The 24,645-nt window shown below is 70.7% G+C and carries 19 protein-coding genes; 15 read left to right on the top strand and 4 right to left on the bottom strand.

Annotated elements, in window-relative coordinates; genetic code table 11:
* Positions 1–210: 210 nt before the first annotated feature.
* The 4 genes from ACWD4G_RS33965 to ACWD4G_RS33950 are packed head-to-tail and all read left to right on the top strand — an operon-like array spanning position 211 to position 5,363.
* Complete coding sequence (locus ACWD4G_RS33965) at positions 211–1,530, top strand: ABC transporter substrate-binding protein (RefSeq protein ID WP_451300355.1); 1,320 nt, start codon at positions 211–213, stop codon at positions 1,528–1,530.
* 19 nt (positions 1,531–1,549) lie between these two features.
* Positions 1,550–2,521, top strand: coding sequence for a carbohydrate ABC transporter permease (locus ACWD4G_RS33960; RefSeq protein ID WP_451300353.1), 972 nt, complete (start codon positions 1,550–1,552; stop codon positions 2,519–2,521).
* Entirely contained in the window at positions 2,518–3,372 is an 855-nt protein-coding gene (locus ACWD4G_RS33955) for a carbohydrate ABC transporter permease (protein WP_451300351.1), read from the top strand. The genes ACWD4G_RS33960 and ACWD4G_RS33955 overlap by 4 nt, the downstream gene beginning before the upstream one ends.
* Positions 3,369–5,363, top strand: coding sequence for a glycosyl hydrolase (locus ACWD4G_RS33950; protein WP_451300349.1), 1,995 nt, complete (start codon positions 3,369–3,371; stop codon positions 5,361–5,363). The genes ACWD4G_RS33955 and ACWD4G_RS33950 overlap by 4 nt, the downstream gene beginning before the upstream one ends.
* Before the next feature lie 24 nt (positions 5,364–5,387).
* On the opposite strand, the gene ACWD4G_RS33945 is transcribed toward ACWD4G_RS33950, so the two are convergent.
* Positions 5,388–6,185 (bottom strand): nucleotidyltransferase domain-containing protein, encoded by a 798-nt coding sequence (locus ACWD4G_RS33945; protein WP_451300411.1) that lies wholly within the window; start codon positions 6,183–6,185, stop codon positions 5,388–5,390.
* A 298-nt stretch (positions 6,186–6,483) separates the two neighbouring features.
* Here ACWD4G_RS33945 and ACWD4G_RS33940 point away from each other — a divergent pair, with 298 nt between their 5' ends.
* The 4 genes from ACWD4G_RS33940 (at position 6,484) to ACWD4G_RS33925 (ending at position 10,799) form a co-directional block, all read left to right on the top strand.
* Positions 6,484–7,743, top strand: a complete 1,260-nt coding sequence (locus ACWD4G_RS33940) for an ABC transporter substrate-binding protein (protein WP_451300347.1) — start codon at positions 6,484–6,486, stop codon at positions 7,741–7,743.
* Complete coding sequence (locus ACWD4G_RS33935) at positions 7,740–8,690, top strand: carbohydrate ABC transporter permease (RefSeq protein WP_451300345.1); 951 nt, start codon at positions 7,740–7,742, stop codon at positions 8,688–8,690. The genes ACWD4G_RS33940 and ACWD4G_RS33935 overlap by 4 nt, the downstream gene beginning before the upstream one ends.
* On the top strand, positions 8,690–9,523 hold the full coding sequence (locus ACWD4G_RS33930) for a carbohydrate ABC transporter permease (RefSeq protein ID WP_451300344.1): 834 nt from the start codon (positions 8,690–8,692) through the stop codon (positions 9,521–9,523). The genes ACWD4G_RS33935 and ACWD4G_RS33930 overlap by 1 nt, the downstream gene beginning before the upstream one ends.
* A 91-nt stretch (positions 9,524–9,614) precedes the next feature.
* A complete protein-coding gene (locus tag ACWD4G_RS33925) occupies positions 9,615–10,799 on the top strand; it encodes an ABC transporter ATP-binding protein (RefSeq protein WP_451300342.1) in 1,185 nt (394 codons plus the stop codon).
* Positions 10,800–10,827: 28 nt separating this feature from the next.
* Here ACWD4G_RS33925 and ACWD4G_RS33920 read toward each other — a convergent pair whose 3' ends face one another.
* Positions 10,828–14,610: an nSTAND1 domain-containing NTPase gene (locus tag ACWD4G_RS33920; protein ID WP_451300340.1), complete on the bottom strand. Its 3,783-nt coding sequence runs from the start codon at positions 14,608–14,610 to the stop codon at positions 10,828–10,830.
* Between the two features lie 290 nt (positions 14,611–14,900).
* Between ACWD4G_RS33920 and ACWD4G_RS33915 the strand changes: the two genes are divergently transcribed.
* Positions 14,901–15,275, top strand: a complete 375-nt coding sequence (locus ACWD4G_RS33915) for a hypothetical protein (RefSeq protein WP_451300338.1) — start codon at positions 14,901–14,903, stop codon at positions 15,273–15,275.
* 64 nt (positions 15,276–15,339) lie between these two features.
* Here ACWD4G_RS33915 and ACWD4G_RS33910 read toward each other — a convergent pair whose 3' ends face one another.
* The gene (locus ACWD4G_RS33910; protein ID WP_451300336.1) at positions 15,340–16,533 is read right to left on the bottom strand and encodes a M20 family metallopeptidase; all 1,194 of its coding nucleotides are present in this window, start codon (positions 16,531–16,533) and stop codon (positions 15,340–15,342) included.
* 52 nt (positions 16,534–16,585) lie between these two features.
* The gene (locus ACWD4G_RS33905; RefSeq protein ID WP_451300334.1) at positions 16,586–18,226 is read right to left on the bottom strand and encodes an AbgT family transporter; all 1,641 of its coding nucleotides are present in this window, start codon (positions 18,224–18,226) and stop codon (positions 16,586–16,588) included.
* A gap of 114 nt (positions 18,227–18,340) precedes the next feature.
* Between ACWD4G_RS33905 and ACWD4G_RS33900 the strand changes: the two genes are divergently transcribed.
* From ACWD4G_RS33900 to ACWD4G_RS33875, 6 genes are all read left to right on the top strand, one after another.
* Entirely contained in the window at positions 18,341–19,414 is a 1,074-nt protein-coding gene (locus tag ACWD4G_RS33900; RefSeq protein WP_451300332.1) for an Lrp/AsnC family transcriptional regulator, read from the top strand.
* Positions 19,411–20,805 carry a M20 family metallopeptidase gene (locus tag ACWD4G_RS33895; protein ID WP_451300330.1) on the top strand — a complete coding sequence of 465 codons (1,395 nt, stop codon included), beginning with the start codon at positions 19,411–19,413 and terminating at the stop codon, positions 20,803–20,805. The genes ACWD4G_RS33900 and ACWD4G_RS33895 overlap by 4 nt, the downstream gene beginning before the upstream one ends.
* 103 nt (positions 20,806–20,908) lie before the next feature.
* The gene (locus ACWD4G_RS33890) at positions 20,909–21,223 is read left to right on the top strand and encodes a DUF6400 family protein (RefSeq protein ID WP_451300328.1); all 315 of its coding nucleotides are present in this window, start codon (positions 20,909–20,911) and stop codon (positions 21,221–21,223) included.
* Positions 21,210–21,467 carry a hypothetical protein gene (locus tag ACWD4G_RS33885; protein WP_451300326.1) on the top strand — a complete coding sequence of 86 codons (258 nt, stop codon included), beginning with the start codon at positions 21,210–21,212 and terminating at the stop codon, positions 21,465–21,467. Before ACWD4G_RS33890 ends, ACWD4G_RS33885 begins: the two co-directional genes overlap by 14 nt.
* A gap of 162 nt (positions 21,468–21,629) precedes the next feature.
* Positions 21,630–23,438, top strand: coding sequence for a hydrogenase maturation protein (locus ACWD4G_RS33880; protein WP_451300409.1), 1,809 nt, complete (start codon positions 21,630–21,632; stop codon positions 23,436–23,438).
* Between the two features lie 65 nt (positions 23,439–23,503).
* Positions 23,504–24,592: an NADH-quinone oxidoreductase subunit B family protein gene (locus ACWD4G_RS33875; RefSeq protein ID WP_451300324.1), complete on the top strand. Its 1,089-nt coding sequence runs from the start codon at positions 23,504–23,506 to the stop codon at positions 24,590–24,592.
* Positions 24,593–24,645: the final 53 nt, after the last annotated feature.

Below are 24,645 nucleotides of genomic sequence, written 5' to 3'. Positions count from 1 at the left end.
ATGTCCATAAACCGGTCTAGCTGCACTTCATGCGCCCCATTTGATGCGTTTTCTCTTGTCGTGCCTGGTGAATGCCCTGCACTGTGAGCCCCTCTGGTAACGATTGGGTATCGCGATGAAACCGCCAGCTTTACCGGTTCATTTGGCCGGTGCGATAGTGCCGACAGCCCAAAGGCGGGCCTGAGCCGCAATCTCGAAGGAGCTGGTCATATGGGGAGGAAGACGCTCGCCGTCGCCACGCTGATCGCCGTCACGGCCATCACCGCGACGGGATGCACCGGGGCGGCGGCGCCGAAGGGCGAGTCCGCCACCGCGGCGACGGACCCGGCCGACGTGTCCGGCACCATCACGGTCCTCACCCACCGCACGGACCTGGTGCAGAACGGCACGATGGACAAGTACGCGGCCGAGTTCAGAAAGACCTACCCGAAGGTGACGGTGAAGTTCGACGGAATCACCGACTACGAGGGTGAGGTCAAGATCCGCATGAACACCGACAACTACGGTGATGTGCTGATGATCCCGAACGCGATCGCCACGAAGGACTACCCCTCGTTCTTCGCCTCCCTCGGCAGCGCCGACGAACTGAGCGAGAAGTACCGCTTCACCGGCAAGGCGACCGTCGACGGCAAGGTGTACGGGCTCGCCACCGTGGGCAACGCCGACGGCTTCGTCTACAACAAGGCCGTTTGGGAGAAGGCCGGCATCACCTCCTGGCCCACCAGCCCCCAGCAGTTCCTGACCGACCTCAAGGCCATCAAGTCCAAGACCGGCGCGGTGCCGTACTACACCAACTTCAAGGACCTGTGGCCGCTGACCGCCGGCACCGCGAGCATAGGCTCGGTCAGCTGCGACGCGGAGGCCAACGACAAGCTCGCGACCTCCACCGCCCCCTGGGCCGACGGAAGCGACCTCAACGTCATCGACACCCTCCTCTACGACGTCGTCCACGACAAGCTCATCGAGAAGGACCCCACCACCACCAACTGGGAGAACTCCAAGGGCATGCTCGCCCGGGGCGAGATCGCCACCATGCAGCTCGGCTCCTGGGCGATCAGCCAGATGCAGGGCGCGGCGAAGACGGCCGGGACGAACCCTGACGACATCGGTTTCATGCCGTTCCCCGCGCAGACGGACGGCACGTTCTGCGGAATGCTCTCCTCCGACTACCAGCAGGCGGTGAGCATCCACTCCGGGCACAAGGCCGCAGCGCGGGCATGGGTCGACTGGTTCACCGAGAAGTCCGGCTTCGCGCAGAACGAGGGCTCGATCCCGACGCTCAAGTCGGGCGCCCTGCCGGACACGTTGAAGCCGTTCGAGGACAACGGTGTCACCCTGCTCGAACGCTCCGAGGCCAAGAGCGCTGCGGTCAACGCCGTCGACAACGCCGCCGAGATCGGCCTGGCCAAGCCCGACTACCGGCAGAAGCTGGTCGACATTGCCCGTGGCGTGCAGGACGGAAGCCTGCAGGACTACTTCACCGAACTCGACGAGAAGTGGAGCGAAGCGGAGAAGAACGCGGGTTCCTGACGGACCGAAAGGCACCGAGATGACCCCCACCACCCCCACGCCCACCGCACATGTGGCCAAGGAGAGTTCGGGCGCCTGTACGGCCAGGAAGACGGCGGCGAGCGGCGGTTCCCGCCCCCGCCGTCGTGGCCCGCTGAGCCGCGTCACGCCCTGGCTGTTCCTGCTGGCCCCGCTGGTCCTGCTGATCACGTTCACCTACGTCCCCGTGGCGAACATGATCTACTACAGCTTCACCGACTGGGACGGCGTCAGCCCGGAGATCCATGTCACCGGCACCGCCAACTACGCCGAACTGTTCACCCGGCCCGAGCTGTTCCGGGTGTTCTTCGTCAGCCTCTACTACCTGGCCGCGTCCGCCGTACAGATCGTCATCGCCCTGTACTTCGCGACCGTCCTCAGCTTCAACGTGCGCCTGCGCAACCTCTTCAAGGGAATCCTGTTCTTCCCGTACCTGATCAACGGCGTCGCCATCGGGTTCGTCTTCCTGTACTTCTTCCAGGACGGCGGCACCCTCGACTCGGTGCTCTCCTGGTTCGGCGCGACCACCGACCACGCCTGGCTCGGTACGCCGACCTCCGCGAACGTCTCCCTCGCGGGCGTCTCCGTCTGGCGCTTCACCGGCCTGAACTTCGTGCTCTTCCTGGGCGCGATCCAGTCCATCCCCGGTGAGCTGTACGAGGCGGCCCAACTCGACGGCGCCACCCGCTGGCACCAGTTCCGCTATCTCATCCTGCCGAGCATCCGGCCCGTGGTCAGCCTGAGCGTGATCCTCGCCGTCTCCGGCTCCCTGTCGGTGTTCGAGATCCCCTACATCATGACCGGCGGCGCCACCGGCACCACCACCTTCGTCATCCAGACGGTGAAGCTCGCCTTCCAGTTCAACAAGACAGGCCTTGCCTCCGCGGCCGCCGTCGTCCTCCTCCTGATCATCCTGCTGATCACCTGGCTCCAGCGCCGCCTCGTACCCGACGAGAAGGTAGACCTCGTATGACCACCCACGCGGTCGACGGCCGTCGCCCCCGGGGCATCGGCTCCGCCCTCATCTATCTCTCCCTGGTCCTCGCCTCCCTGGTGGTCCTGGTCCCGCTGGCCGTCGTGTTCCTCACCTCGCTGAAGACGGAGAAGGAGGCGACGGACGGCGGCGGTGCCTTTCAACTCCCCGGTGACTGGCTGAACTTCTCCAACTACGTCACGGCCTTCCGCGACGGCCAGATGCTGACGGCGTTCGGGAACACCGCCTTCATCCTGCTGTTCTCCATCACCGGCACCGTGATCATCGGCTCGATGACCGCGTACGCCATCGACCGCTTCGCCTTCCGCGGCAAGAAGTTCGTCATGGGGCTGTTCCTGGTCGCCACCCTGGTGCCGGGCGTGACCACACAGGTGGCCACCTTCCAAGTGGTCAACAGCTTCGGCCTCTTCGACACCCGGTGGGCACCGATCCTGCTCTACATGGGCACCGACATCGTGTCCATCTACATCTTCCTGCAGTTCATCCGATCCATCCCCGTCTCCCTCGACGAGGCCGCCCGCCTCGACGGCGCGGGCGCGCTCACCATCTACTGGCGGATCATCTTCCCGCTGCTCAAACCGGCGATCGCCACCGTCGTCATCATCAAGGGCATCACCGTCTACAACGACTTCTACATCCCCTTCCTCTACATGCCCTCCGAGAACCTCGGCACCATCTCCACGGCCCTGTTCCGCTTCAAGGGCCCCTTCGGCGCCCACTGGGAGGCCATCTCCGCCGGCGCGATCCTCGTCATCGTGCCCACGCTCGTCGTCTTCCTCTTCCTCCAGCGCTACATCTACAACGGGTTCGCCCGAGGAGCCACCAAGTGAACCGTCGCGCGTTCATCGTCATCGGCACCACGGTCGCCCTGGCAGCCGGCACCGCACGGGTATCGGCGGCCGCACCCTCCCCGGCATCCACCGGCGCGCCGACACCGGTCCGGATCGTCGACGACAGGGCGACCCCCGCCACCCGAGCCCTGTTCGCGTACCTGAAGCGGCAGCAGGGCAGGGGCATCCTCTTCGGCCACCAGCACGACCTCACCTACGGCTTCACCTTCACCATCGGCGACGGCAGGAAGTCGGACACCAGGGCGGCGGTCGGCGACCACCCGGCGGTCTTCGGCTGGGACACCCTCATCCTCGACGGCGACGAACGCCCCGGCGCCGACGGCGGCACCGAGGCCGAGAACATCGCCGCGCTCACCCGGTGCATCGAGCAGGCCGACGCACTCGGCGGCATCAACACCCTCAGCGCCCATATGCCGAACTTCGTCACCGGCGAGAACTTCTACGACACCACGGGCCGCGTGGTCGGCCAGATCCTCCCCGGAGGCGCGAAGCACGCCGACTTCAACGACTTCCTCGATCGCGTCGCGAAGGCGGTCAAGGGCGCCCGGCGGCACGACGGCACCCCGATCCCGGTGATCTTCCGCCCCTTCCACGAGAACAACGGAGGCTGGTTCTGGTGGGGCGCCGGCCACACCACCTCCGCCGAGTACATCGAGGTGTTCCGCTACACCGTCGAATACCTGCGCGACACCAGGGGCGTCCACAACCTGCTCTACTCCTACTCGCCCAACTCCGCCTTCGGAGGCGACCCGACCGGCTACCTCAGGACCTACCCGGGCGACGAGTTCGTCGACATCCTCGGCTACGACGCCTACGACAACTCCGCCGGCTCGACCGCCTGGCTGGGCGCCCTGGTCAAGGACCTGGCGATGGTGGTCCGGCTCGCGAACGAGCGCGGCAAGGCGCCCGCCTGCACCGAGTTCGGGGAGAGCGGCACCGAGGGCCGCGACCCCGACTGGTTCACCCGCCTCCTGGCGGCCATCGAGGCGGACCCGCTGGCCCGTCAGACCACCTACATGCTCACTTGGGCCAACTTCGGAGGCACCAACCGCGCCTATGTGCCCTACCCCGGCCACCCCCTGCTGCCGGACTTCGTGAAGTACCACCAGGCCCCGTACACCGTCTTCGCCGCCCAACTGAAGGGCGTGTTCACCGCCCGCACCACCGCCGTCCGCAACGCCCCGCTCACGCATCTCGTGACGCCCACGGACCGGCAGCGCGTGACGACCACCGAGACCACCGTCCGGGTACGGGTCACCCCCGCGAAGGCGAGCCGGGTCACCTACTCCGTGAACGGCGGCCCCGCCCGACCGCTGCGCCTGGACGCCGACGGCTTCCACTCCGCCGACTGGTCGATCGACCCGGCCTGGCTGGACAACCGCGCGGTCACCCTCACCGTGAGCGCACGGGTCGGCGAGAAGACGCTCACCGACTCCGCCAAGGTCCTCCTCGGCGAGGTCGCGCCCCTGCCCGCCGGATGGATCGACGACTTCGAGGGATACGCCGGGGACGACGTCACCCTGAGCGAGGCGTACAGCCACGTCAACGCCAACACCACCACCCTGTCGACCGACCACAAGGCCTCGGGCTCCTACGGACTGGCCTACGCCTACGACTTCACCTCCGCCGAGTACACCGGAATCGGCAGATCGGTCGACGCGGACTGGAACGCGTTCACAACCATGGCGCTGTGGCTGCGGGGCGACGGCTCCGCGAACGGCGCCACCCTCCAGATCGTCGCCGCCGGAGCCTACTTCGAGTACAACATCCCGCTGGGCGACACGGCCGGGCAGGAGATCAGGGCACCCTTCAGCGCGTTCAGGCCCGCCCCCTGGGACACCGCACACGCCGACGCCGTACTCGACACCGCCCATCTCGCCGACGTGACGGCGTTCAACCTGTACCTAGGCCACGGCAGCGGTGCGGCGACCACCGGGGTCGTGTACGTGGACGACATCAGGGCCGCATGACCCCGGCCCCGACCCCGGCCCTGGTCACCCGTCGAACACATGCAGCGTCTCGGCGACCAGCCCGTCGGCGGCATCCAACGCGGCAGTGAGCGTGTCCGGAGTGGTGCCGAGCGCGGAGAACAATCTGTGGGCCCGTCCGGCGAAGTCCGCCGGGGCGCCGGGGAGTTCACCGGCCGCCCGCACCGCGCCCTTCTCGTTGAGCACCCAGCACCCGGCAGAAGCGTGGAGGGCGTGGACGAGGAGTCCCACCGCGCGGAAGAGACAACCGGCGACATGGAAGGCGTCACCACGGGCCGCTCCCTTACGGGCACCGGCCAGGATGAACGGGGCCTCCCAGCGCGCGTTGTCGATGAGCGCCGTACGAAGGGGTTCCGGGTAGTGGCGGGTCTGCTGCCGCAGGGTTCGCAGTTCACCGCGGGGGTCGGCGAGGACGCGTCCCAGGGCCACCTCGCCGGCGTAGGCGTGGGAGTACACCCCGAGGGGGTGGCCGGGCTGGGCGCCGATCTCGAACCGCCCGGCCCGGCACTGCTCCCAGACGCGCCGCACCCGGTCCAGGTCGCGGTAGATCCAGTCGACGTGATGACCGTCGACGGTCAGCCAGCCGCCACCGTCGACCCACGGCCCCCAGCCACCGGGCTCGGTGACCTCCACCGGCCCGCCGGTCAGCTCCGCCGCCAGCAGACGCAGAGCGGCCGTGTCCAGCGGCGGCCGGTAGTACAGGCCGAGGTCGTAGTCGGAATCCGGGCTGTGCGTCCCCCTCGCCCGGCTGCCTCCCAGACACACCCCGACGACGCCGTCGATCTCGGTCAGCCGATTCGCGATCTCCACCAAGCGCTCCACGGACCCCAGTCTGCGGAGCCGGATCACCGGCCGCGACCGATTTACCGCTCGGGGCGGGCCTCGCGGTAGCCCGCGGTAGGAGCCCCCGCAACCCGACCTCTTTGACCGATACGGGTGACTTGCTGGCTGTTTGCGCACTGTGTGGCGTTGTGTGTCACCTACCGTGGGCCCGCAATCGAAACGGCGGGGCCTGTCCCCGCGCAGACCGTCCCGGGAAACGAGGTGTCGCCGCGTGCGCGGGTGCGGATTCCAGCGGAGTTCCGGGAGAACGACGCGTCGCATGCGGACGGCACGGCTGCGAGGGCTTCTCGTACTGCCGCTGCTGGCCTCCCTGCTCTCCGCCTGCGGCGGCGACGAGGGCTCCGGTACACCCACCGTCAACTGGTACAACTTCCCCGACGACTCCGGCGCGCTCCAGAAGGCGGCGGACCGATGCGGCCAGGCGTCCGGCGGACGCTACCGGGTCGCCTACCGCAAGCTCCCACGCGCCGCCGACGGCCAGCGGCAGCAACTGGTGCGCCGCCTCGCCGCCGAGGACGACTCGCTCGACATCCTCGGACTGGACGTCACCTGGGCCGCCGAGTTCGCCGAGGCAGGCTGGATTCGCGAGTGGACGGGCCGTATGAAGCGGCAGGCCACCGAGGGCACGCTGGGCGTCCCGCTGCAGACCGCGACCTGGAAGGGCCGGCTCTACGCCGTCCCGTACAACACCAACACCCAACTCCTCTGGTACCGGAAGGACTTGGTGCCCACCCCGCCCAGAACCTGGGCGGAGATGCTGGACATGTCACGGGCGCTCGCCCGGCAGAACAAGCCCCACTACGTCGAGATCCAGGGCGCCCAGTACGAAGGCCTCACCGTCTGGTTCAACACCCTGGTCAACAGCGCGGGCGGCTCCATCCTCAACAGGAGCGCCACCGAGCCCTCCCTCGGCCCACCCGCCGTGCGGGCCGCCGGCATCATGCGCGCGATGGCGAACTCCCCGGCCGCCGACCCCTCCCTGTCCAACCAGATGGAGGACCAGAACCGGCTGGCCATGGAGTCGGGGGTCGCCGCGTTCGAACTCAACTACCCGTTCGTCTATCCGTCGATGAAGGCGAACAACCCGCAGTTGTTCAAGAACTTCCGCTGGGCCCCGTACCCCCGGGTCGACGCCGACCGTCCGGCACGGCCCACCATCGGCGGTATCGACCTGGCGGTGAGCGCCTACTCCCGCCACCCCGACCTGGCCTTCGAAGCCGCCCTGTGTCTGCGCAACCGCGAGAACCAGCTCACCGCCGCCCTGGAGGGCGGACTCCCACCGACCCTGCGGGCCCTCTACGACGACCCGTCGTTCGTCAAGGAGTACCCGTTCGCCGGGGAGGTGCTCGCCGCCCTGGAGAACGCGAGCGTCCGCCCCCTCACCCCCGCCTACCAGAACGTGTCGATCGTGATCTCCCACACGCTGTCCCCGCCGTCCGCCATCGACCCGAAGGGCTCGGTCGCCACCATCCGGGACCAGATCGACGATGCCCTGCGATCCAAGGGTGTGATCCCGTGAGCGCCCCGACCCGCCCCGCCGAGGGCCCACCACCCACAGAGCAGCAGACCGAGCGGGACCGCAAGGCGCTCTCCGCCGGTGCCCGCCAGGAACGACGGCTCGGCTGGCTGCTGTGCGCACCGGCCGTCATCGTCATGGTCGCCGTGACCGCCTACCCCATCGGCTACGCCGTCTACCTCTCCCTCCAGCGCTACGACCTGCGCTTCCCCGACCAGGCAGAGTTCATCGGCTTCGGCAACTACGGGGCCGTGCTGTCCTCCCCGTACTGGTGGGACGCCTTCTGGGTGACCCTGTTCATCACCGGGGTCTCCGTCACCGTCGAACTGGTCCTCGGCATGGCCCTCGCCCTCGTGATGCACCGCACCCTCTTCTGGCGCGGCTCCGTCCGCACCTCGGTGCTCATCCCGTACGGCATCGTCACCGTCGTCGCCGCGTTCTCCTGGCAGTACGCCTGGACCCCCGAACTCGGCTATCTCGCCGAACTGCTGCCGAGCGGGGAGGCCCCACTGACCGAGCAGTGGCCCGCGCTGTGGCTGATCGTCCTCGCCGAGGTGTGGAAGACCACGCCGTTCATGGCGCTGCTGCTGCTCGCCGGGCTCTCCCTGGTCCCCGAGGAGACCCTGCGGGCGGCCATGGTGGACGGCGCCTCCCCCTGGCAGCGCTTCACCAAGGTCATGCTGCCCCTGATGAAGCCGGCCATCCTCGTGGCACTGCTCTTCCGCACCCTCGACGCGTTCCGGATCTTCGACAACATCTACATCCTCACCGCGGGCGCACACGGCACCGGTTCCGTGTCGATCCTCGGCTACGACAACCTGTTCACCGCGCTGAACCTGGGGATCGGCTCGACGATCTCGGTGCTGATCTTCATCTGCGTCGCGATCATCGCCTTCGCCTTCGTCAGACTGTTCGGCGCGGCCGCTCCGGGCGCGGAGGTGAAGCGCTGATGGCAGCCGTGGGAAAGAAGCACGCCGTTCGCTGGGGTGTGGTGAACGTCGTGGTGGTGCTGTACGCCCTGTTCCCCGTGTGGTGGATCGCCGCGCTGTCGTTCAAGGACCCCGGCACCCTCACCGACGGCGACTACATCCCCAGGGACTGGACCTGGGAGAACTACGAGGGCATCTTCCGGACCAGCGAGTTCACCCGGGCACTGATCAACTCGATCGGCATCGCCCTGATCGCCACGGTCATCGCCGTCGCGCTGGGCACCATGGCCGCCTACGCGGTGGCCCGACTCAGATTCCCCGGCAAACGGCTCCTCATCGGGATGTCCCTGCTGATCGCCATGTTCCCGCCGATCTCCCTGGTGTCACCGCTGTTCAACATCGAGCGGGTGCTCGGGATCTTCGACACCTGGATCGGGCTGATCATCCCGTACATGACCTTCTCGCTGCCGCTGGCCATCTACACCCTGTCGGCGTTCTTCCGGGAGATCCCCTGGGACCTGGAGAAGGCCGCCAAGGTCGACGGGGCCACACCCGCCCAGGCGTTCCGCCTGGTCATCGTGCCGCTGGCGGCGCCGGGCGTGTTCACCACCGCCATCCTCGTGTTCATCTTCTGCTGGAACGACTTCCTCTTCGCGATCTCGCTGACCTCCACCAACGCCGCGCGCACCGTGCCGGCCGCGATCGCGTTCTTCACCGGGAGCTCGCAGTTCGAGCAGCCCACGGGATCGATCGCCGCCGCAGCCGTGGTCATCACCGTCCCGATCATCGTTTTCGTCCTGTTCTTCCAGCGACGGATCGTCGCCGGACTGACGTCCGGAGCGGTCAAGGGCTGACGGCGGCCGGGGTGCCGGACCCCGCACCGATCCGGCACCCCGCCCCCGCATCCCGAACTCGAAGGCATGAAGGCAAGGAGAGGCAGCACCCATGGCCGAGATCGTCCTTGAGGGAATCACCAAGCGTTTTCCCGACGGCTCCCTCGCCGTGCAGGGCGTGGATCTCGACATCGCCGACGGCGAGTTCGTGATCCTGGTCGGCCCGTCCGGCTGCGGCAAGTCCACCACCCTCAACATGATCGCCGGCCTGGAGGACATCACCGCGGGCACCCTGCGCATCGGCGACCGCGTCGTGAACGACCTCGCCCCGAAGGACAGGGACGTCGCGATGGTGTTCCAGAGCTACGCCCTGTACCCGCATCTCACCGTCCGCGAGAACATGGGCTTTCCGCTGCGCCTGGCGAAGGTGGACAAGACCACGGTCAACGCCAAGGTCGACGAGGCCGCCCGGGTCCTCGACCTGACCGACTTCCTGGACCGCAGACCGGCCGCCCTGTCCGGCGGCCAGCGACAGCGCGTGGCCATGGGACGGGCGATCGTCCGCGACCCCAAGGCGTTCCTGATGGACGAGCCGCTGTCCAACCTCGACGCCAAGCTCCGCGTCCAGATGCGCACCCAGATCTCCCGGCTGCAACGACGCCTCGGCACCACCACCGTGTACGTCACCCACGACCAGACCGAGGCGATGACCCTCGGCGACCGCGTCGTCGTCATGAGACTGGGACTGGTCCAACAGGTCGGCACCCCCGCGGAGTTGTACGACTTCCCGCGCAACCTCTTCGTCGCCGGCTTCATCGGCTCCCCGGCGATGAACTTCCTCAACGCCACCGTGGAGGGCACCGTCCTGCACTCCTCCATCGGCGACCTGCCGCTGGACGACCGCACCCGGCGCGCACTGGAGCGGCAGAACGCGCCCCGCGAGGTCATCGTCGGCCTCAGACCCGAGGCGTTCGAGGACGCGGCCCTGGCGCACGGCACGCGCGGGCCCCTCATCACCGCCACGGTCGAGGTACTGGAGTCCCTGGGCTCCGACGTCTACGTCTACTTCACCGAGGAGGGCGGACCGGCGCGGACCGCCGAACTCGACGAACTCGCCACCGACTCGGGGCTGCGCGACACCGGAGCCGAGGCCGTCCAGCAGATCGTGGCCCGCCTCAACGCCGCCACCCGCGCCCGCGAGGGACAACCCCTGGAACTCCAGGTCGACATGACCAAGGCGCATGTCTTCGACCCCGCGACCGGCGTCAACCTCTCCCACCCGGAGAACTCCGACTGACACCCCGCCCGCCCGCGCCCTCACACCCTCAACTCCCGCAAGGCGGCCGGTACTTCCACTGCGGGAGGTACTGCCGCCATTCGGCGGAGGTGATCCTCGGGGAGGCCGTCGCGCAGACGCGTGAGGCGACGCGTTCGATGTCGGGGTCCCACAGCAGGGCCGTCCAGTCCTCACTGCCGGTGGCGAGGGTCCGGCCGTCGGGACTGAAGGCGAGGGTGTCCACCGGTTTGGTGTGGGCGGTCAACAGCACCGGCTCTAGGACCTCTCCACCGGCTGACAGACCGTACAGCCGCACCTTGTTGTCGGAGCTGGCGGTGGCGAGGGTCCGGCCGTCCGGGGCGAAGGCGACGGACATGACGCCGTCGGTGTAGCCGGTGAGGCGCTGCTCGGTGCGCGGACGGCGGGGGTCGGCGAGGCTCCACAGCCGCACGGTGCGGTCCTCGCTGCCGGTGGCCAGCGTGCGGCCGTCGGGTGAGAAGTCGACCGACTTCACCGCGCCGCCGTGGCCCTTGAGGACGGCCAGACGGGCCGGGTCCCGTCGGCTGGTGACATCCCAGAGGGTGGCCGTGCGGTTCCGGCCGGCCACGGCCAGGGTGCGGCCGTCGGGCGCGAACGACACGGAGTCCACGGCGCTCGTTCCCGGCAGCGCGGACAGCGGGCGGGGGAGACGTACGTCAGTCGTGTTCCAGAGCCGTACGGCGCCCTGCTCGCCGCCGGTGGCCAGCGTGCGGCCGTCCGGGCTGAACGCCAGGGAGTTGACGTGGCCGATCCGGGCGGGAACCGTGCGCAGCGGCCGGGCGCGCTGGGCCGCCGCTCCCACGGCCCACAGCCGCAGGGTGCCGTCCGCGCTGGCGCTGGCCAGGGCGCGGCCGTCGGGAGTGAACGCGACCGAGTTGACGGGCCCGGTGTGGCCGGTCAGCGGCGGGAGCGCGCGGGGACGGCGCCGGTCCGCGAGGTTCCACAGGCGTACGGTGCGGTCGTAGCCGGCGGTGGCGAGCAGCCGGCCGTCGGGGCTGAAGGCGACCGAGTAGAGCGAACTGGTGTGGCCGCTCAGGGCGGGGCCGGGCAGGTCCCAGAGGCGGGTGCTCTGGTCCTCGCTTCCGCTGGCCAGCGTGCGGTCCCCGGGGGCGAAGGCCAGCGCGCCGACGCCGCCGGTGTGCCCCGTGAGCACCGCCACCTCGCGGACCGGACCGGAACCGGTCGTCTCCCAGCGGCGGACCGTGCCGTCCGTGCCGCCGGTGGCCAGTTGACGCCCGTCGGAGCTGAAGGCGACCGCGTTGACCGCGTCGGTGTGCGTGGTGAGCGTCCGCGTCTGACGGGGTTGGCGCGGTTGGGTCACGTCCCACAGCCGCACGCTGAAGTCGGCGCCGCCGGTGGCGAGCCTGCGTCCGTCCGGGGTGAACGCCGCCGCGTTCACCCGGCCGTCGTGACCGGACGAGACCGACAGCTGCCGCAGCCGTGTGCCGGACGCGGCCGGCTCCCACAGCCGTACCGTCCCGTCACCGTGACCCGTGGCCACCGTCCGCCCGTCCCGCCGGAAGGCGACCGCGGTGATCTCGGGGCCCGCGTCCAGGGTGGCGAGACCGCGCGGCCGGCGGGGATTCGACAGCCCCCACATCCGGATGCCGTCGCGGGCGGCGGTCATCAGGGTCCGTCCACCGGGCCCGAACGCCATACCGACGATCGGACCGGCGTCGACCGGCAGCCGGGCCGCGAGCCGGGGCCGCCGCAGGTCGCCGATGTCCCACAGTACGGCCGTCCCGTCCTCGCCCCCCGCCGCCAGCAGCCGCCCGTCGGGGCTGACGGCGACCGCGCGTACGGGGCCGCCGAGACGGACCGACGCGACCGGCTCGGTCGGCCGGTGCGGATCGGGCACCCGCCACAGGCGGACCGCGCGTTCGGAGTCGCCGGTGACCAGGACCCGGCCGTCGGCACCGAACGCGAGCGCGGTGACGGCGCCCGGGCCGCCGGTCAGCTGAGTGGCGTACGGCGTGGCGAAGGTGCTCAGCAGTCTGCCGCGCGCCTCGGGGGTGGGCGACAGACGGTAGGCGGCCAGGCTCAGTTGCGCGGCCAGCGCGGGGTTGACCGTGCGCAGCGCCGCCGCGCCTTCGGCGGCCCGCTGGGAACCGGCGACATCGCGCTGCTGGTCCGCCGCCCGCTGCGCCCGAATGGCGAGGGCCGCGGTCGTACTGGTCAGCACCAGCAGCACGCCCAGCAGCGCCACCCCCAGACGCCGGAACCGGGCCCGGCGCCGCACCGCCGTGTGTTCCGCCTCCTCGGCGGCCAGACCGGCGTCGAGGAACTCCCGCTCCGACACCGACATCGCCGTACGGTCGAGCCCGGCGGCCAGCGCGAGACCCGTGCCACGGAACAGCGCGCCGGGCTCCCGCCCCAGCGCCTCCCACGCCTGGGCCGCGTCCGTGAGCCTGCGCCCGGTCCGGGTGGCCTCACGGTCCTCGGTCAGCCAGCCGTGCAGCCTGGGCCAACATCGGATCAGCGCCTCATGCGCCAGCTCCACCCGGTCGCGGTCCAGGGTCAGCAGCCGTGCGCCCGCCGCCAGATCCAGTACGGCACGCAACTCGCCGTCACCGGCCCCGGCCAGCCCCTCCAACTCCGCCAGCGGGGCCGGCCGCCGGGTGTCCTCCGTGCCGTCGCCCAGCGCGGTCAGCCGGACGAACACCTGCCGGGCCAACCGCCGCCGCCCCGCGTCCAGCTCCTGGTAGAACTCCTCGGCGGTACGCGCGAGAGCGCCCTCCAGGGCGCCCGCCGCCTCGAACGCGTCCAGCGTCAGCGCGTTGCCCCGCCGTCGCCGCCATGTCTGCAGCAACGCGTGCGACAGCAGCGGCAGTACACCGGCCTGACCGTGCGCCTGTGCGACGAGCGTCGCCAGCAGCGCGCCCTCGACGGTCAGCCCGGCCCGCTGAGCGGGCTGCACCACGGCACGGCGCAGCTCGTCCAGGCTCATCGGGCCGACCGGCACCTGCGCGTCGCGCATCGCTTCCACCAGCGGCGCGTGGTGGGTGCAGTGCGCGTAGAAGTCGGCCCGTGCGCCGAGCGCGACCCGGCATCGGCCACCGGCGTCCGAGGCGGCGGTGATCAGGGCCTCGATGAAGCGGTCCTTCTCGGCGGCGTCACGGCAGAGCGTGAAGGTCTCCTCGAACTGGTCGACGACCAGCACCAGTTCGCCTTCGCCGGTTCCGTCGGCGTGGACGGACCGGGCCGTGATCTGCCGGATCACCCGGCCCAGGTTCCGCGGGTCCTCCCGCAACTCCCCGTACAGGGCGCCCGGAGTGACCCCGGCGAGCGCCCCCAACCGCACGGCGCACTCCTCCAACGGCCGGGCCCCCGGCGTCAGTACGACCACCGTCGTGGCCGCGGCCCGGCGCAGCCGTGGCACCAACCCGGCCCGCAGCAGCGACGACTTGCCCGACCCCGAGGCCCCCATCACCACCACGAACCGCTGCCGTTCCAGCCGCCCGGCCAACTCCTCCAGCAACTGCTCCCGGCCGAAGAACCACTCGGCGTCCCGCTCCTGGAAGGACCGCAGCCCCGCGTACGGAGGAACGGGCCCGACCCCCGTACCCGGCTCGCGCAGCGGGTCGTCCTCGCCGAGAAGCCCCGCTGCCTCCCGCCAACGCTCCTGCCACTCCTCGGTGTCCCCGTCACAGGCGCGCACATACGCCAGCGTCACCGCCAGTGTCGGCAGCCGCTGCCCGGACGCGGCGGAGGACAGGGTCGAGATCGAATAGTGTGCCTGCTCCGCCAGCCTCCGGTACGGCGGATTGCCCGCCTTCCGCCGTAACTGCCGCAAACCTGCGGCGAATTCTGCTAACGGACCGTCCCCCGCGTCCAGTGGTCGTTCCCTGCGCGGCATCGCCGCGCCTCCCCGATGGTCCCCGTAGCCCCTTGCGGCTCCCCGTTTCCCCGTGCCGCAGGGTGCACTGCTTCTCCGCATTTTTCAGGAGTTGTTTGTTCGGCACCAGTGACCGAACGCGAACAATGCGCGAGCCGCTACACCTGGGGCGGCGGCCCGGCCGGCCGGCGGGAGAACCCGCTGGGCCCGGCCCCGGTCCGTCCATCCGTCAGGAGGAATGAGGAACGATGAGCATGTTCAAGCGCATGGCCGTCATCGGCGCGGCGGCGGCCTCGCTCGCCGCCGCCGGCCTGGCCACGGCTCCCAGCGCCTCGGCCGACACGGCCTACGGCTGCACCTGGCCGAGAGTCTGCTTCTACCTCACCGACGCCGCCTGGAACGCACGGGTGCCCACCGCGGCCTACCAGGACATCACCAGCAGTCCCCAGACCCTCGGCTCCCGCAGCTACAACTCCGAGTGGGTGTTCAACTCCCGCAACGACGACGGTGCGTTGCTGTACTACGCCCACGGCGCGACGCTCTGTCTGAAGCCGAACAACTGGGTCGACAACAACGACTGGGTGGTCACCAGGATTCGGATCATGGACTCTCCGACCTGCTAGCGAGGCGCGGGACGACAGCGTGGGGAGCGGTGCCGCGCCGCTCCCCACCGCATGAAGCGTGCCCTCACCCGGCCGGCGCCCACCCCGCATGTGCCGACAGCAGCCCCGCCAGCAGAGCCGTACGTGGGGGAACGTGGTCCAGTACGACGTGCTCGTGCCGGGCGTGTGCCCCGGCTCCCACCGCGCCCAGTCCGTCGAGTACGGGCCGGCCCAGCGCGGCGACGAAGTTGCCGTCGCTCGCACCGCCGACCGCCGTCCCCACCGCGGTCCAGCCCAGCTCGGCCGCGATCGACTGCGCCTGCTTGAACAGGAGGCGGGAGGCGGGGGTCGGCACCATCGGAGGGCGGTTCCAACCGCCGCTCACGGTGACCCGTACCCGTGGATCGGTCGGTACGAGCGCGGCGAGCCCGGCGTCGACACGGGCCGGCTCGTCGGGGTCGGAGACACGGACGTCGACACCGCAGGTCGCCCGACCGGCGACGACATTGGTGCCCGTACCGCCGCTGATTACGCCCACGTTGACGGTCGTCCCGCGCTCCGGCGCACCCAGCGCGGCGACCTGGGTGACCAGTTCGGCGAGGGCGTGGATCGCGCTCGCGCCCCGCTCCGGTTCGAGCCCGGCGTGCGCCTCCACTCCCTCGACCGTCACCTCGAACAGCCCCACCCCCTTGCGGGACGTCTTGAACGCCCCCTCGGCCCCGGCCGCCGCCTCGCACACCAGCGTGGCCACCGCGTCCTCGCCGAGCCGCTCGATGTACGGCCGGGAGACGGGGCTGCCGATCTCCTCGTCCCCGTTGAACAGCAGCCGTACGGCGGGACGCGGCAGGTCCAGCTCGCGCAGCAGCCGCAGCGCCCACACCGCCTGCACCAGACCGCACTTCATGTCGAACACGCCCGGCCCGCTCGCCCGCCCGTCGTCGGTGACCCGGAAGGGCCACTCGGCGAGGGTCCCGGTCGGCCACACGGTGTCGTAGTGGCACAGCACCAGCACCGTCTCGGCCCGTGGCGCGGCCGCCGTCGGATGCGAGGTGCCCTCGTACAGGAGTTCCAGCATGTCGCCGTGCGGGCCGCCGTCGTGGCGCCGTGAGACGTCCGGCGGGCCGAGCCGCCGATGGACCAGGGCCTCCACGGCGGCGAGGCCCGCGTCCAGCAACTCCTTGTCGTCACTGGGGGTTTCGCACTCCACCAGCGCACGCAGATCGTCGATGATCTCCGGTAGTGCGGCACGGGCCGTGTACTGGATGTCAGGCAGGGACAAGGCGGCTCTCCTCATCGTCGAAATCATCGTTCGGCCGGTACTCGACGTGCCCTCAGCGAACCGGGACGCCCGGCCCCAGGGGAATCCCCAACGCCCACCACACATAGAAGAGCACCGTCCAGGCGACGAGCAGCGTCAGACACAGCGGCATGGTCAGCGACAGCAGCGTGCCGATGCCGGCGGAGCGCCGGTAGCGCTGGATCACGCCCAGGGTCATGACGAAGTAGGCGCTCATCGGGGTCATCGCGTTGGTGCAGGAGTCGGCGATCCGGTACACCGCCTGGGTGACCTCCGGCGGGATGTCCAGCAGCATGAACATCGGCACGAACACCGGCCCGACCAGGGCCCATTGGGCGGAGCCGCTGGTGACCAGCAGATTGACCATCGTGCAGATGACCAGGATGCCGAGGAAGGCGACCGGCCCGCCGATGCCCGCCGACTTGAGCAGATCGGCACCCCGGATGGCCATGACCTCGCCGACGCCGGTCCACCGGAAGTACGCCAGGAACTGGGAGATGGCGAAGAACAGCACCAGGATCGGCGCCATCTCACGCAGCCCCCTCGCCATGTGCTCGGGGATGTCCCGGCCCCTGCGCACGGTGCCGACGGTACGCCCGTACACCACGCCGACCAGCAGGAATGCCACCGCCAGCACCACCGCGACACCGGTGAGCACCGGCGACTGGACGATGCTGCCGCCCTCGCCGCGCAGCGGTGACCCGCTCGGGACCATCGCCGCCACCACGACCGCCGCGTACCCGAGCAGCACCAGTCCCGCGTGGCGCAGCCCGCGCCGTTCCTCGGGCCGCAGACTCAGGGCGTCGACGCCCTCGGCCGACTCACCCGACGTACCCGACTCGCCCGGCTCCTCCGGCTTCCCGAAGGCGGGCCCGCCGGTCCCCGGCTCGGCCGCAGCATCAGCCTCCGGCTCCGGTTCGTCCGGCATCGCCGCCACCCGCCGGGCGATGACCTTCTCCGTGACGACGGTGATGACCAGGGCCAGGATCACCGACGAGCCGATGGAGAAGAAGTAGTTGGACAGCGGGCTGACGACATAGCCGGGGTCGACGGTCCGCGCGGCGGCCGTGGTCAGCCCGGCGAGCACCGCGTCGGTCGGTGTGACCAGCGGGCTCGCGTCATAGCCTGCGGACACCGACACGAAGGCCACCACCGCGCCGAGCATCGGGCTGCGCCCGACCGCCTTGAACGCCATCGCGCCCAGCGGCACCAGCACGACGTACGCCGCGTCCGACGCCACGTGGGCCACCATCGCGCTGAACGCCAGGGTGAAGGTCAGCCACTTGGCGGGGACACGGGCGACGGCGGCCCTCAGCATGGCGGGCAGCAGACCGGAGCGCTCGGCGACGGCCACGCCCAGCATGACCACGAGGATCGTGCCCAGCGGCGGGAACGTGGCGTAGTTCGTCACCGCGTCGTCGATCATCATCCGCAGTCCGGCGCCCGAGACCAGGCTCCGCACGGCCACGGTCTCGCCGCTCGCGGGGTTCAGCGCGGAGGCCCCGGCGGCGGACAGTCCCCAACTGGCGAGGGCGAGAACGACGCTGAGTACACCGAACAGCCAGAAGGGATGGGGGAGTCGATTGCCCACCCGCTCTATGCGCATCAGCAGGTTGAGCAGTCCGGAGAGTGGTTTCGCGGGAGGCTTCGCGGGAGGGGAGGAAGTCGCGGTCACTTCCCTATTGACCACCCTCGTGACGGAATCCTGCAAGTAAAAAGCCTGTTTCGCTTGTATCATTCAGATGAAAGCAGTGGTTGAGGGATTCATTCTGCGAGTTGGGTGTGGGGCATGGAGGACCTGGAGAACCTGGGTGGCGTCCTGGATGACGACGACCTCGATCTGGTCGCCGCGCTCCAACTGGCCCCGCGCGCCCCGCTGAGCCTGCTCGGCGAGGCCCTCGGGCTGTCCGCCAGCACCGCGGGCCGACGGCTGGCCCGGCTGGAGAGCGACCGGCTGCTGCGGGTGATCGGCCAGCTCGACTGGACGCTGACCGGCGAGGGCAACCCCTGGCACGTATGGGTGACGGCGGAGCCCGGCACCGCCCCCGAGGTCGCCCATCGCCTCGCCGAACTCCCCGCGGCCACCCATGTCGCGGTCACCGCCGGACAGGCGGACGTCTACTGCGTAGTACGCCCCGAACGCCGCCGCCACGCCCGGGAGTTGCTGACCCGATCCCTCCCCGCCACCCCCGGAGTGCGCTCCGCCCGCTCCGAACTCGTTCTGAGCGCCACCGCCAAGGCCGACTCCTGGCGACTGCCCCGCCTCGCCGCCGACCAGGAGCGGCTGCTCGCCAAGTACGCCGCCGAGGACGCCGCCGTCGGCACCCCCGCCGCCGGTGTCTCCCTCTCCGACGAGGAGACCCGCACACTCAGGCTGCTCACCACCGACGGCCGGATCACCGCCGCCCAGGTCTCCCGCGAACTCGGCATCGGCCAGTCCACCGCCTACCGCACCACCCAGTCCCTCCTGCGCCGCGGTCTGATCCGCCCCCGCGTCGAGATCGAACCCCGGCTCCTCGGCTACGCCCTGGAGGCGGTCGTCGCCCTGACGGTGACCCCCGGCGCCACCCGGGACACGGCCCACGCCCTCGCCCGGCACCCCTCGGCCCGGTACGTCACCACCACGGCGAGCCGCCACAACGTCGTCCACCACGGTCTCTTCCGCGACGAGGACGAACTCGCCCGCTTCCTCACCGGCGACCTCGCCGCACTGCCCGGCGTGACCTCGTACGACGTCTCGGTCCTCCTCGACGCGCTACGACGCCACGGCGTGGACCGCGAGGGCACCCGGCTGGCCCCGGCGCACACCGACACGGCACCGGACACGACGACCTCCACCACGGGAGCGGACGACACCGCATGACCACACGCGACACCGCCATCGACCGGGCGACCGCCCACTTCGACTCCGGTGCCTTCCTCGCCGATCTGCGCCGCCGGGTCGCCCACCCCACGGTGAGCCAGCCCCCCATGGACCCGGCCCCGCTGTACGCCTATCTGACGGACGAACTCGCCCCGGCGGTACGGCGGTTGGGGGCGAGCGTCGACATCGTCGACAACCCCGTCCCCGGAGCGGGCCCCTTCCTCGTCGCCCACCGTCACGAGGCCGACGACCTGCCCACGGTCCTGGTCTACGGCCACGCCGATGTGGTCCCCGGCCAGGACGACCGCTGGCGCACCGGTCTGTCCCCGTGGGAGCTGACCGTCGAGGGGGACCGCATCTACGGGCGGGGCACGGCCGACAACAAGGGCCAGCACACGGTCAACCTGGCCGCGCTGGAGGCGGTCATGGCGGCCAGGGGCGGCCGGCTCGCCTTCAATCTGAAGATCCTCATCGAGACGGGCGAGGAGTCGGGCTCACCCGGACTGCACGAGCTGTGCCGCCGCAGGCGCGACGAACTCGCGGCCGACCTCCTGATCGCCTCGGACGGCCCCCGGCTGGCCGCCGACCGCCCGACCCTGTTCCTCGGCTCACGCGGCGCGGCCAACCTCCGGATCGGCGTGCCGTTGCGCGACGGCGCCCACCACTCCGGCAACTGGGGCGGCGCACTGCGCAACCCGGCGACGGTACTCGCGGGCGCCCTGGCGACGATGGTGGACGCGGACGGCCGCATCCTCGTCGAGGCCCTGCGCCCACCCGCGATCCCCGCCCCCGTGGCGGCGGCCCTGGCGGACCTGACCGTGGGCGGCGGCGAGGCCGACCCTCCCGTGGACACCGACTGGGGCGAACCCGGCCTCACCCCGGCCGAACGCGTCCTCGCCTGGAACACGTTGGAGATCCTCACCCTCTCCGCCGGAGACCCCGCCCGCCCCGTCGGCGCGATCCCCGGCCGGGCCCACGCCGACATCCAGCTCCGCTTCGTGGTGGGCACCCGCTGGCAGGACCTGGAGCAGGCCATCCGCGCCCACCTGGACGCCCACGGCCTCCCCATGGTCGAGGTCGAACTCCTCCAGGCGGTCCCCGCCACCCGCCTCGACCCCGACTCGCCCTGGGTCCGCTGGGCCGCCGCCTCCCTCCACCGCACCACCGGCACACCCCCCGCCGTCCTCCCCAACCTCGGCGGCACCCTCCCCAACGACGCCTTCGCCGACATCCTGGGCCTGCCGACGGTGTGGATACCCCACTCCCACCCGTCGTGCGCCCAACACGCCCCCGACGAACACCTCCTGGCCCCGGTGGCCCGCGAGTCCCTGCGCATCATGGCGGGTGTCTTCTGGGACCTGGGCGAACCACCGGCCCACTGGACCGCCTGACGCCACCTCCACCGGCCGACGGGCGTACCCCCGGGCCAGGCCGCCTGTGACTTCTCCCACCCGCTCTTGCCCGGGCCGGGAGCGGTTACCTACGTTCGATCGCATGTCCCCCCATGACCGCCCCCGTCCCGGCGAACCGGACGACCCCGCCGCGGAGAGCGACACCGCGGCGGACCGGCCGGACACCCCGCCGACGACCGACCTGGACATCGACCTGAGCGCCCACGAGATGCTCCGCCGCGCTCACGTCCTGGACGCTCTCGGCGAGGACTGGGACCCGGTCGCCGCACTGCGCGGCGAGGAGACGGCGTACGACCTGCTGTACTCCGGCCTCGACGCGGAGCAGCGGCGCGTGTACGACGAACTGGTCTCGGCCGGTGTGCTGCCACGGCGAGGTGACGGCCATGCTGCCCCTTGACCCCCAGGCCGACATCGGCCGCCGCGCCTGGGTGGCCTGCCCCAACTGCGACGACCACCGCGGATGCGACACCTGCGAACAGGGCCGCACCTGCTCCGAGCACTGGCGCTATCTGCTCTCCAACGCCGGCAGCCTGCTCCACCTCCAGTGCCGCTCGTGCACCCACATCTGGACCCACGAGACCCATTTCGGCGCCACCCGCTCCCCATGGGAACGCATCACCAGCGGCCTGCGACGACACTGACCCGAGCCCTCGCGGACGATCGCCGGTGAGCCCGGACGGCGGACCCCGGTGCCCGCATTTCGGATGACCTCGCCGTCTGTCTCCGGGGACGACACCACGCCTCGGCCGAGGATCGCGGTCGGCGGTCAACCCTGCCTGCCGTTCGTCCGCCCGGAGGCAGCCGTGCACATCCTGATCCTGGCCAGCGCGTTCAACAGCCTCACCCAGCGCGCCCACGCCCAACTCCGCGACCACGGCCACACCGTGGCGGTGGAACTCGCCCTCCCCGGCACCTCACTGCCGGACGCCGTACGACGCCACGCCCCGCAACTGATCGTGGCGCCGATGCTGAAGACGGCGATCCCCGAGGAGGTGTGGACCACGCACACCTGCCTGATCGTCCACCCGGGCCCCGTGGGAGACCGAGGCCCCTCCTCCCTGGACTGGGCGATCCACGAGGGCATCGACGACTGGGGCGTCACCGTCCTGCAGGCCGACGCGGAGATGGACGCCGGGGATGTGTGGGCCCACGTACCGTGTCGCATCCCGAGGCGGGTCTCCAAGAGCGAGCTGTACCGGGGAGAGATCGCCGACGCCGCGATCGAGGCGCTCCTGCTCGCGGTGGAGCGCTTCGCCGACGGCGACCACGTACCGCACGAGCAGGACACGACGCGCCCGGCCGACGCCCTCCTGCGTACGCGCCCGTACCTCGACCAGGGCGTCCGGCGCATCGACTGGGCCGAGGACTCCACCGAGGCCGTCCTGCGCAAGCTGAGGGCGGCGGACTCACAGCCCGGTGTGCTGGACGTGCTGTTCGGCGATGAGTGGTATCTGCACGGCGGCCACCCCGAGTCCGTGCTGCGCGGTCGGCCCGGCGACCTGCTGGCCACCCGTGCCGGTGCGATCTGCCGGGCCACCGGGGACGGCGCCGTATGGATTCCCGAGCTGCGGCCCCGACGCGCTCCCGGCCGGCCGCCCACATACAAGCTGCCCGCCGTCCGCGCCCTCGGCGACCGCCTGCCGCCGCTGCCGGAGTGCGCCCTGCCCCGGCTGCCCGAGGTCGGGCACGACACCTGGTCGGACATCCGCTACCGGGAGGACGGCAACGCCGGCTTCCTGACCTTCTCCTTCCCCGGCGGCGCCATGAGCACGGACCAGTGCCGACGCCTGCTGGACGCCTACCGGGAGGCGTGCGCGCGGCCCACGTCGGTGCTGGTGCTGGGCGGCGAGCGCGACTTCTTCTCCAACGGGATTCACCTGGGCGTCATCGAGGCCGCCGCCGACCCCGCCGCCGAGTCCTGGGCGAACATCAACGCCATCGACGACCTCGTCGAAGCGGTCCTGACCACGACGGACCGGCTGGTGGTCTCCGCGGTCGCCGGCAACGCGGCCGCCGGCGGGGTGATGCTGGCCCTGGCCGCCGACGAGGTGTGGTGCCGCTCCGGCGCCGTCCTGAACCCCCACTACCGGCTGATGGGCCTCTACGGTTCGGAGTACTGGACGTACACCCTGCCGCGCAGGGTGGGGCACGCGACCGCGGAACGGCTCATGCGTGAGGCGCTGCCCGTCAGCTCGGCGAGCGCACTGCGGCTCGGGCTCGTCGACCGCGTGGTCGACAGCGGTCCCGAGGCGTTCGCGCGGGAGGTCGGCGGCCTGGCGGCCCGGCTGGCGTCCCTCCCGGCGACGGCCGGGCGGATCACCGCGAAGAAGACGGAGCGGGACCGGCTGGAGAGCACGACCCCACTGTCCGGCTTCCGTGAGCGGGAGCTGGCCCGGATGCGCCGGACCTTCGACGACCCGGACGCCCCGTACCACGCCCTGCGACGCTCCTTCGTCCACAAGACGCGACCCGCACGCACCCCGCCGCACCTCGGCCCGGTCCCCGACGCGCCCACCAGCCCGATTCCGGTTGCGCACCCCGCCGCTTTCCGCTCCGCCGCCGCCGTCACCGGAACGGCTCTCGATGGCGTCCCGTCCGGGCCGAACGGCTGATACGAAGAAGAACGTCGGCCGAAACGCAGGCCTTCATCCCCTTTTCCTCCCCAGGAGGCGGTCCCATGACTCAGGCGACCCCGGACACGGTGGACGCTGCGGACGCCGGCGGCGCGCCCGCCGACGAGACGTCCACGATCCACATCCTCTGGATCAACGCGGGGCTGAGCTGCGACGGTGACTCGGTCGCGTTGACGGCGGCCATGCAGCCCAGCATCGAGGAGATCGCCCTCGGCGCGCTGCCGGGCCTTCCGAAGATCGCCGTCCACTGGCCGCTCATCGACTTCGAATCCGGTCCGGTCGGCGGCTCGGACACGTTCATCGAGTGGTTCTTCAAGGGGGAGCGGGGCGAGATCGATCCGTTCGTGCTGGTCGTCGAGGGTTCCGTCCCCAATGAGGCGATCAAGCGGGAGGGGTACTGGTGCGGCTTCGGCGACAACCCGGAGACCGGCCAGCCGATCACCACCAGCGAGTGGATCGACCGGCTCGCCCCGAAGGCACTGGCGGTCGTCGCCATCGGCACCTGCGCCACCTACGGCGGTATCCACGCCATGGCGGGCAATCCGACCGGCGCGATGGGCGTCCCGGACTACCTCGGCTGGGACTGGAAGTCCCATGCCGGCATCCCCATCGTGTGCGTCCCCGGCTGCCCGATCCAGCCCGACAACTTCGCCGAGACGCTCACCTATCTCCTCTACCAGGCCGCCGGCTCCGCCCCGATGATCCCGCTGGACGACAAACTGCGTCCCACCTGGCTGTTCGGGGCGACCGTGCACGAGGGCTGCGACCGGGCCGGCTACTACGAGCAGGGCCAGTTCGCCCAGTCGTACGACTCGCCGAAGTGCCTGGTCAAGCTGGGCTGTTGGGGTCCGGTCGTCAAGTGCAACGTGCCCAAGCGCGGCTGGATGAACGGCATCGGCGGCTGCCCCAACGTCGGCGGCATCTGTATCGCCTGCACCATGCCCGGCTTCCCCGACAAGTTCATGCCGTTCATGGACGAGCCGCCCGGCGCCAAGGTGTCCAGCGGCACCAGCAGCACCTATGGCGCCGTGATCCGCAGGCTGCGCTCCATCACGGCGAAGACGGTGGACAAGGAACCCAAGTGGCGCCGCACCGGCGACAAGATCACCACCGGCTACCGGCCCCCTTGGTGACGTCCCACCGCAGATGACCCCAAGGACCCGCCTCTGCTTGGCGCACACCCCCG

The sequence above is a fragment of the Streptomyces sp. NPDC002643 genome, assembly GCF_053592555.1.
This window is presented reverse-complemented; position numbering and strand designations above follow the sequence as displayed.